Source organism: Nostoc sp. UHCC 0251, from assembly GCF_034932245.1.
Taxonomy (GTDB): domain Bacteria; phylum Cyanobacteriota; class Cyanobacteriia; order Cyanobacteriales; family Nostocaceae; genus Nostoc.
Genome location: NZ_JAYGHD010000428.1, coordinates 1 through 9,430, shown reverse-complemented (window position 1 = coordinate 9,430; position 9,430 = coordinate 1). Strand labels below are relative to the sequence as shown.

At 39.9% G+C, this 9,430-nt stretch carries 8 protein-coding genes; 3 read left to right on the top strand and 5 right to left on the bottom strand.

Features of this window, described 5'->3' with window-relative positions:
- Window positions 1-102: 102 nt before the first annotated feature.
- Window positions 103-393 carry a hypothetical protein gene (locus VB740_RS34385; RefSeq protein ID WP_323204294.1) on the top strand — a complete coding sequence of 97 codons (291 nt, stop codon included), beginning with the start codon at window positions 103-105 and terminating at the stop codon, window positions 391-393.
- Here the strand turns inward: VB740_RS34385 and VB740_RS34380 are convergent, their stop codons facing one another.
- Window positions 394-1,047, bottom strand: a complete 654-nt coding sequence (locus tag VB740_RS34380; protein ID WP_323204293.1) for a response regulator transcription factor — start codon at window positions 1,045-1,047, stop codon at window positions 394-396.
- 256 nt (window positions 1,048-1,303) lie between these two features.
- On the opposite strand from VB740_RS34380, the gene VB740_RS34375 reads away from it, so the two are divergent.
- Together VB740_RS34375 and VB740_RS34370 are read left to right on the top strand one after the other, a co-directional pair.
- The gene (locus tag VB740_RS34375) at window positions 1,304-2,068 is read left to right on the top strand and encodes a sensor histidine kinase (protein WP_323204292.1); all 765 of its coding nucleotides are present in this window, start codon (window positions 1,304-1,306) and stop codon (window positions 2,066-2,068) included.
- Window positions 2,052-2,294 (top strand): hypothetical protein, encoded by a 243-nt coding sequence (locus VB740_RS34370; RefSeq protein WP_179070171.1) that lies wholly within the window; start codon window positions 2,052-2,054, stop codon window positions 2,292-2,294. Before VB740_RS34375 ends, VB740_RS34370 begins: the two co-directional genes overlap by 17 nt.
- Here VB740_RS34370 and VB740_RS34365 read toward each other — a convergent pair.
- The 4 genes from VB740_RS34365 to VB740_RS34350 all read right to left on the bottom strand — a co-directional run bounded on the left by VB740_RS34365 (window position 2,291) and on the right by VB740_RS34350 (window position 9,326).
- Window positions 2,291-3,061: a hypothetical protein gene (locus VB740_RS34365; protein WP_323204291.1), complete on the bottom strand. Its 771-nt coding sequence runs from the start codon at window positions 3,059-3,061 to the stop codon at window positions 2,291-2,293. The two genes, VB740_RS34370 and VB740_RS34365, sit on opposite strands and share 4 nt — an antisense overlap.
- Before the next feature lie 5 nt (window positions 3,062-3,066).
- A complete protein-coding gene (locus tag VB740_RS34360) occupies window positions 3,067-6,948 on the bottom strand; it encodes a DUF3854 domain-containing protein (protein WP_416291205.1) in 3,882 nt (1,293 codons plus the stop codon).
- Between the two features lie 111 nt (window positions 6,949-7,059).
- Window positions 7,060-7,551, bottom strand: coding sequence for a relaxase/mobilization nuclease domain-containing protein (locus VB740_RS34355; protein ID WP_265277459.1), 492 nt, complete (start codon window positions 7,549-7,551; stop codon window positions 7,060-7,062).
- Between the two features lie 5 nt (window positions 7,552-7,556).
- A complete protein-coding gene (locus tag VB740_RS34350; RefSeq protein WP_323204289.1) occupies window positions 7,557-9,326 on the bottom strand; it encodes a type IV secretory system conjugative DNA transfer family protein in 1,770 nt (589 codons plus the stop codon).
- Between the last annotated feature and the right edge of the window lie 104 nt (window positions 9,327-9,430).

The window sequence follows — 9,430 nt, the reverse complement described above, 5'->3', positions numbered from 1 at the left end:
AGTTTTTAGCGATCGCAGCTTTTTTGCCCGATCTCACCAAATCGCGTTGCTCCCAGTGCCGTGCGTGATGAGATCAAAAAAAGCAAGCCCACCGACACAGGCATGAAAGTGCAGGCAGGCTGGGGATTGGGGACAGTATCTCTTGTGTGTGGATTAGTCGCGGCTGGCAGTACCTTGCTGGGTTCGCTGACCACATGGAATCTGGTGCAAAATATAGGAACGAATCAGTCAGTAGTAGTCTCACGTAACGAGATAAAGATTCTCCAGTGGGCAAAATCCCAAGAGGGTAAACAAATGTATCAAATTATCTTGAAGAATCAAGCAGCAATTGAAGCCTGTCAAACACAACGCAGTAAAACCCAAGGCTATTGTTTAATTCAAGTAAGTAAGTAGCTAACCTACTTTCAGGTAATCTTGTTCGATGTACCCAAGTTTACTAGCTTCAATCAGAGCATTGACGCGATCCTTGACATCTAACTTTGCAAAAATCTTGTTAATATGGCCTTTAACGGTACTTTCAGTAATAAATAACCGCTCGGCAATCAGCTTATTAGAAGAACCATCTGCCATCAAAGAGATAATTTGCATTTCAGTGGCACTAAGATGATCTTGGTAACTCTTCCCCTTAACTTTCTGCTGGAAGAAAAAATTATGTCGGCTAATATCAGGGTCAAAAAAAGACTTGTTATCGTAGAATGTGGTTTTAATTGCTTCCAAAATTAGAGGAACATTATTCTTTTTGAGAATGTAAGAATCAGCGCCGGCATTTAAAGCTGATTGAACAGTACCTTGAGAAGAATGGGAAGAAAGAACAACAATTTTAGTCTTGCTATTGACTTTGACCTCTTTGATCACTTCTAGCCCCGATATGTCGGGTAAACCAATATCCACCAAAATCACATCGGGATTTAATTCCTTAACTAAATTAATCCCTTCAATACCAGTACGAGCAACGCCGACCATTTCCATATCTGGTTGTTGATTGATAGCGGTAGTGATCCCCAACCTAATGAGTTCTTCATCCTCAATGAGCGTTAATCGAATCATAGATCACTTCGATTATAAGATGACTCAATATTTATAACATAGTTGTTGGTGTTAAGCCTTTTACTTTTTGTGTCTGTAATATAAAATATAAGCAAGAAGAACTCTTCCCAGATAAATGGAAGAAAGTTTACTACTAAAGCTTGATTGAATAATTTTTTTTAGAACTAAAATAAAAACATTCTCAAATCTTATAGACATAATTAGTATTTATTCATAAAAGTAGCCAAAATAACCATCTGTCGTTGGAAACATAGTTATGCAACAGGAAGTTTTAAGCAAACAGTTGGATTTATCAGCCTTACTCCATGATGTGTCAAATTCTTTTAAAGGGGCATCGTTGATTGTAAATCAGTTAATTGATGGCGCTTATGGATACTCTTTAGAAGAAATCAGACCATTTCTGATAGCCCTACGAGATACTAATGATCGGGGTATGAGCTTGGTTGAAGCTAACAGAGTCTCTCAAGAAGCTAAACCAGTAACAGTAGCTCAGTTTGATATGTTGAGTTTTTTACAAACAACTTATTCTCTATTCAAGCCAATAGCGCAGTATCATTCCTTGAATCTCCACTACGAAACTCAATCATCATACAAGCATGGAACGCAAGTACGGGGTGATAGCATAAGTATTGACAGAATGCTGTGTAATTTTGTGACAAATGCTATTAAGTACACTCTTGCCGGAGATATCTTTTTAAGGCTGCTCAATCAAGAAGATGATTTAGCGATCGAAATTGAAGATACCGGCTGTGGAATTGCCGCAGAACAACTATCAAATATATTTATCCCATTATGGCGAGCGCCAAATAGCAATTTATTACATCAATCAGGGATGGGATTAGGACTGTACATCGCCTTATGTGTGGCTCATGCTCATGGTTTGAAGATAAGCGTAAACTCGGTAGCCAAACAAGGAACCAAATTCACCATTATATTTCCTTACAAAGATGACGGGATCTATGGGGTTGATGGTAGGATGTTGCCCAAGTCACAGAGGTTACAAGATGCGTTACCTATATGATGTGAAACTTTGGGACAGGATCGAAACAGGAGTGGAATTTCTAATTTTTGTGGCTTTGATGATAGCGGCAATCATTAAACTGGGGCACAACGATTTTCTACAAGCATTGTTTTACATAGTATTAGCTGTCATCATCTCACCCTGGTCACAATTCGAGCGGGTGACTAAGCGATATGTCTTAGTAAGTGCTTACATTCTTGGGTTGTTTGTCGGGTATTTTAGTTAGTCTAACTCTGGCCCGTCAGGAGATCGCTCGTTTTGTTGCTGCTGTGACGGTGGCTGTTGCTGTTGCTGTCTGATATCAAAGTTGATCAGCTTTTGTATTTCTTGTGGTGAAAGGTGATTGTGTATTACCTTGTATTCTTCCTCTTCTTCTACTTTATAAGCACTAAAAGCCGATTGATTATCACTTTTTCGCCAAACAGTCAGACGCTGCATACCTTCTCTCATCAACAAATTTAATTGATAAGCCATGCCTTCATAGACCCGACCGCCAATAGTATCTTGTCCCTTTGTAACGATAATATTCATTAGTGCAGGAATAAGAGATTTTTTAATAACCTGATTATTTTCAGTCTCATTTGGTGATAGTTTTTGATGCTCAACTAAAGGTAACTTGCGCTCTTGAGACTGTAATATCTGGTCTAAAAACGTCTTTTTTCTTTCATTAACTAAATTTTCTACTCTGGCACTATTGTCTTCTATGGTGTCAGCTTGACCCAATCCCAATTTTTGGGCGTACTCTTGGTAATACTTTTGCTTGAGTGAGAGCCTGTAATCTTCAGTACTTTGAGCATTTTGCGTAAGAGATAGAGTATTTCTCACCTCACCAATAATATTTTCGCGCTCTGTAGTGTCTAGTGCGAGGGTTATTGACGGTGAGGGTGGGTGTTTCTCCATCATCAGCGCCAGTCTGTAGGCCATTTGGTTGTCAGAAAAGCCACTGTTGCGGTTGATGATAGTGATGGTTTGTGCCACTGAGCTAGATTGCATAGGTATTACAATTCTAATTCCTGTGAATTAGTAGTATGTTGTTGAGTGTGAGATTTTTGGGAATGTACTTCAACCTTGGGCGTATAGGTATTGTTAATAACCTGGCTACGAGAATTGAGCAAATCCTGAATCACATCACTCAAAGGAGGAAGAGAAATATCAGTTTGCCCTTTGTTGTGCTGCTCGAATTGACTTTGAAGTAGAATTTTTTGGTAAAGTTCACGTTGCTCTCCAATAGTCAGCTTGCCAGTTTTTGAAAGTTTTTCCCGTAAAGGGTTGTTGTACTGATTGGCAACACTAGACCAAGTTTTATTCGTTTCTAAATCGTGCCAATGAGAGGCGATGTCAGGATGGAGAGACACGGGTGTATCAAGTTTTGGGTCAGAAGAAAACTGTGGCTGTGCTTCTGTAAGAAGGTGCGATCGCAAATCATTAACAATGTGGGCTAATGGTGGAAGCACAATATCAGTACGCCGAAAGTGATTTATCTCGCTCCAGGCAAGATTTTGAATCTGCTGGTAGAGTTCACGCTGTTCACCAACAGTTAATTTTCCAGTTTGCTGAATTTTAGATTGAAATTCTAAATGTCCTTGCGCTACAGTCTCATGACTTGAACCATCTTTTTCTAACTGCTCCCAATACTGTTTCAAAACTGGATGTAGTGGTAGCACAGCGTTATCTAAGTTAGAAGAAAGTTTGGGCCGTTTTGTTGGTTGTGATGGTGTTGGTGTAGTTGAGTGTGATACAGCGTTGTGTTGTTTTGCAGAAGGAGAATTAGAGCTTACTCCTTGTGGATTTGATTGTGTCTTGCGATCTGGTACGTTGGGCGTAGATTGGTGTGACTGCTCCTTGTCTAAATTACGGGTAATTTCCGGATGAACGGGCAAGTCGATGTCACGGGTGTCTGTCGGGTTGCCAAATAATGCTTTGTAATTAATATGCAGTTTTTGAGCCAACAGTCTTAACTTCTCCAAATCAGCTTCAGTGATAGCCATCGCTTGGACTTGATGAGTCATACCAGTGTCAGTTTTCTCAAACTGAAAGCGAACAGCTTCCCGATTTGTACCATTGTGTTCAGTTTTGAGTAATTGCAGAGTAGATGTATTGTCACTAGTTTGCCGAAAAATAATCCGGTAATTGCCCAAGGTTAAATCGTCTTTCTCGAAGCTAGTAATAGTTTGTGTGAGTATTTTTAATACCTCGTTTTCTTTGAAACTTTCTAAAATATTGTGTGTGCCTTTAGGAGAGACTGAACCAACGACAGAGGCTATTTTGCGAGGGTCTTCATCAACAGAGGGCAATTCTTTACCAGCTTTCAGGTAGTCAGCCACTAACAAAAACTCCTGCCTTTCAATAGGCAGAATGTTAACAAGAAAGGCAGAGGGCAGAGGGCAGGAGGCAGAAGGAATACTGTTTTCGCTCTCTGCCCGTGACCAGAGGGAACATGGGTCTGAGTCCCCCACCATAATCTCTGATTTGGTGGACAAGAATTGAGCGGGGTTAGAGCCAGGGTCAAATTCTGACGCTCGCGGACTCGCTAACGCTTCGCTATCCCTTCTGCCTTCTGCCTTCTGCCTCCTGCCTTCTTTAATTTGTTTTTCTCTCCAAACTTTTGGCTCATCATCTATTTCTGTGTAGGAAAGTTTAATCTTGCCTACGTGTCCCCATTTATCAGCTTGAAAAGTCATTAACTCTACATCATCATGACGACGATAGATACTGTATTTATCAGCACCATGATTCTTAATTACAAAAGCATCAGCATGGTAGATTTTGCAACTGGTCTGCTGTTGTTCATCTTTAACCTCAACACCATATTTTTTTAACAAAGTATAAGCAGCAAAAGCTATTTGTTTATTCTCGCTAGCTTCTAGGCGCTTTCTAAAAAAATTAGGCTCATAAACTGTAACATTTTCTTTTTTAGCCCAAGAAGAACTAGTTACAGGAGTTTCAGTTGGTTGGGCTAGCTCCGGGGCAACATCTATATGGATAATGTCTGAATCAATAACTTTTATATCTATAATCTGTGAACCAGGGTCAATAGGTGATTTAGCACGACTTTTTTTAAATACACCAATGTTTGCTTCTAATTCGGGATCATCTATCACAGTAGAGTCTCCTTTTTGTTGATCAATTGTTTTGACTGTGCCATCCTTGAGCTTGATAGTAAAACGTAAATTATCAAGTTGATTTTGATGCCACTCCTCTAAAGATATAGCCCCGGCAGATAACTTTTCAAAAGCTTCTTTTCCTTGTGAAACTATAAAATCATCTACACCTTTATCCGGCCCTGGCAGCGTTACTACTTTCACGACAGCACCAAATTCTTGTAATAAGCTTCCTGTTTTCCAAATATCTCTTTGGATATTGAGCTTAGTTTCAGGCTTCGTTTCATAATCAAAGCAGATTTTGATTTCTCTACCAGAAGTTGCGAAAACAGCTAACTCATCAGCCAGATAGGAATCACCAATTTTCTTGCCCCACTCGTTTTTAGGTGAGCGATAGCCGGAGGAAATTCCCGGTAGTCCGATGGCTGCGTGACCTTGGCTTAACAGACTAGCCGCCTTCTTCGCGCCCTCTGTAATGACGAGTGGGATATTGTGTGTATAAACACAATACCAAAAACCGCTCAAGCGATCGCTGTCGGTGGGGTTTACTCCAGCTTTTGAGTAAATATTTTGGGCAATCACGCCTGGGACATCTAGCAAGAAAATACTCAAATCAACTGATGGTGGATGCTCATATTTGATGAACTTGCCTTCAACCGCAACAGTGAACCCATCTTTTTTCACGGTTTTGGGTCTGGGGCGGTTTGGCTTATAACATCCCCATTCTTTAACTTGAGGTTGCTCACCAGGGGTAAGATTAGCAAATGTGCGCGGGTCTACTCCTGAATTACACCACCAGCCACCTGCATCTAGGTGGGAATAGAGTTCTAAAAGCCTAATAGAGAGGCTACCTGTATTTGTACGTGAGAGTTTGTCGCTGATCATCAGCCGTTCCCAAGCTTCATGTTCGCCACCGACATAGCTAAAATGAAGACTAGAGAAGTTGAGATGTGCAATTTCTGGTGCGATCGCGCTGCCTACTACGAGTTCGTGCCAATGTTGCGGATCAATATGTTCTGGGTGATGAGGGATATGTTGAGTATTTTGTGGCTCAAGTTTTTCACTAGTTACAGGAATTGTGTGGTCGATGACAATCTTTGTTGTTAAATTATCATCTGCAATGTCATAAGAACTAATCACTTCATTCTGGTGACTCTGGTTATCAACTTCATTCTTGGCGCTGCTTTGGTTAATCAAATCCTCATCTACAAACTCAGGGGAATTATCAACACTCCCTTCATCTGATTGTGATGATGTATCTTTAAGTTCATCTTCACCTGTTAAAAAAACATTTCTATGGATGGAAGCATTTAAATCTAGATTTTCTTGGTCTTGAATAGGTAGATATTCCTGGGAATTTTGAGAATCGAATGGTATAGTTAAAAACTCAACAGATGTGGCAGAAGGCGGAAGAATTAAGGGGGAATTGGGGTTGGGTAAAACTGGAGGTAAATCAGGATCAGGAGGGAAATTCGGTGGTGTTATATCATTACTACCGGGGAGAAGTTTAGGCAATAAATATGCCATCATCTCTTCTACTTGTTCTATTTCCTCATCTGTTACACCTTCAAAGTTACCTTTAGACCATTTCCAACCACCATCCTCATCAGGAGTAAGGAAATAAGTTTCTTCTCCTATTTCAATTCGACATTTTAAATCAATAGCTGATTCGATTGATTTATAAATAAACTCTCCTAAAGGATAAATAAAAGCTCTAATAAAATGCTGACTAGCTCTAGCGTAAGCGGAAGTGAGTTGCAAATGTCGTTCATCAAACATATTTATTTGGGTGTAGCAGAGTAAAGGGTAAAGGGTAAAAGGTAAAGGGTAAAGGGTAAACGGATTAAAATTCATTCTTTTTCGCTTTTCCTTTCCTTTCTACATTCTTGTCTAACCGCAACAGTTGCAGAATCGCCTTTGCAAATATTTGTTATGAACAGGGTTGTCGATGATGAGAGAACAAGATTGGCGCAGAACCTCATATTGTTGCCAGTTAGCCCCCAAGCATTTGATATCGATGAGCTTACCTTGGGGTGTAATGCGATTAAAAATAATATGAATATAAATATTGCCCTTTTGAATATCTAAAAAACAGATATACTGCAAATCATGCCAGCCGATACCGTGAATATATTGGTTAACAATTTTCAGACAAGATTCTTGATTTAGTTGGATATAAGTGTTTTTTAAGCTGATGATAGTATATATACCCAAATTCCTCAGCTTTCGTCTAGTTTTAGATAAAGTCTTAAACTCCTGAATAATTTGAAGAGGAGGCAGACTAATATCAATAAAACTACCATTTGCTAAAATCTTTTCTTGAGATAATGTTTGAATTAGTTCAAAATTATTAATTTTCAATTCTTCAATAGTCATTTTCATAACAATCAAATTCCACTATCAGATTTATTTTGATTAATCATGCTGCCGACTTCTTTGAATGTTAGTCCAGAATTATTAGAAATAGCTTGAGGGTTTTCGGGAATGGGGAAGCGTGAATCAACTTGCTTAACTCGCAAAGTTAAATCTTGCTGAGAGGGAAATTTCTGTGTACTTTTCCTAGCTAGCAAAGTGACAATCCTTGCCCATTTAAGTTGATTATATTTATCAATATTTTTAAGTAACTCATTAATTTTGATAGTTTTGAGTAAAGGAACAGACCCCTCCTTTCTATTAGCATAAGCAGGATTAATGAAAACACATTTGCCAGCAATTAACTTCAGAAATTGAGCCGATTCAAAAAGCTTTCTAGTTTTTTCTTGGTCACTAATACTAGTGCTATTATTTTTACTACCAGTAGAACGGCTTTTTTGCTTGTACTTAATCTCTTCATCACCCAAGAAGTTGGAGAATAATTGCGCCGACTCGTTCTCACCAGGATTGAATATAAACTTAGTGCTGCAAGCCCCCAGGATCGCCTTAGCGATATCTTTACCGTAGTTCTTCTCAAGCTGCCCCATATTTTGGAAGCCGATAATACCGCAGAAGCCCTCAGAACGAGATTCATTCAGCCATCTATATAAATCAGGTAGATAAATAGACGGTAATTCATCCAGTGCAACGATCAGTGGATCTTTCCGTTTTTTGGCAATATTACGGGCGATGGTCATGTGTAAAATGCTGGTCATGAGAGGCCCTACTGCATCTCGGCGCTCTCTATCCAACCCAAAGATAATCATTTGCTTACCTTTAATTTCTAAAGGTAAAGTCGTCTTTCCAATGAAGCATCCTAATGTGTTTTTCGCCATAAAGCGAGTAAACATAATACTGGCAGTTGCAACAATGCCTGCAACAGTCTTTTCAGATGCAGCAGAACTGAACAGTTGCCCAAAGGCAATTTTTACCCAAGGATTGAGAGAAGCAGCCATCAGGCGTTTGACCATTTGTTCGCTAGAAAGTATCGCGGCGCAAGTCATAACATCTGCGAATTGACCGAACTCTTTAGCTAACATTAGAATTGCCTGAGTCAGCTGATCCCCCGAAGGGCCAAAGAACCCATCTTCAGTTGAATTGCCCAGAAGTCGGAAATTCTTATTGATGACGGTTGAAATTTGTCGGGACGATTCGGCATCACTACTATCCCGGAGAAAATCTAAAGGATTGCAGACTTCAGATTCAGGGAATCCCGGTGCAAAGATGTGAACATCATAGCCCTTGTATTTAGCATAGGCAGCAACTTTCGCTTGAGAAGGATACTTAAAGTCGTAGACTATACATGGAAATTCCTGATCAATTGCCGAGTAAATCATTGGGTTAATGGCGCTGAATGTTTTACCGCTACCAGGAGCGCCGATGACTGCCGTACCTCTTTGCACATCAGGGATATAGAAAGTAGTGCCACCACCTTTTCCCTGATGCTTACCAATGTAAAGTGCCGCACTATCACATTGGGGATTGACGATTTGCAAGATGGCTTTTTTCTGAGCAGTTGCAGTTTCTTTAGCTCCACCCCAATAAGAGCTAGCAATTTTCTTCTTGTTACCATCGCCAAAAAACACCCTCATCAAAATATAAGCACCAAGTAAGGACAAAACTGTTAGTCCATTGGGGGTAAAAAGAGAGTGAGTGTACTTGCCAATTGCGTCATTATGATTTTGTAATTGCTCAAATCGAAATCCTTGAGGATTAGCGCTATTTACTTTGAAAGATTTGCTCATATTTAAGGTAGAGAATTAGGTTGACCAAGAACGATAGGGGCAGGGTGTAGGGTGGTGCGACTCGTTTGCGGTGAATTCATAACCCGCAGTGAGAACGTCAAGGC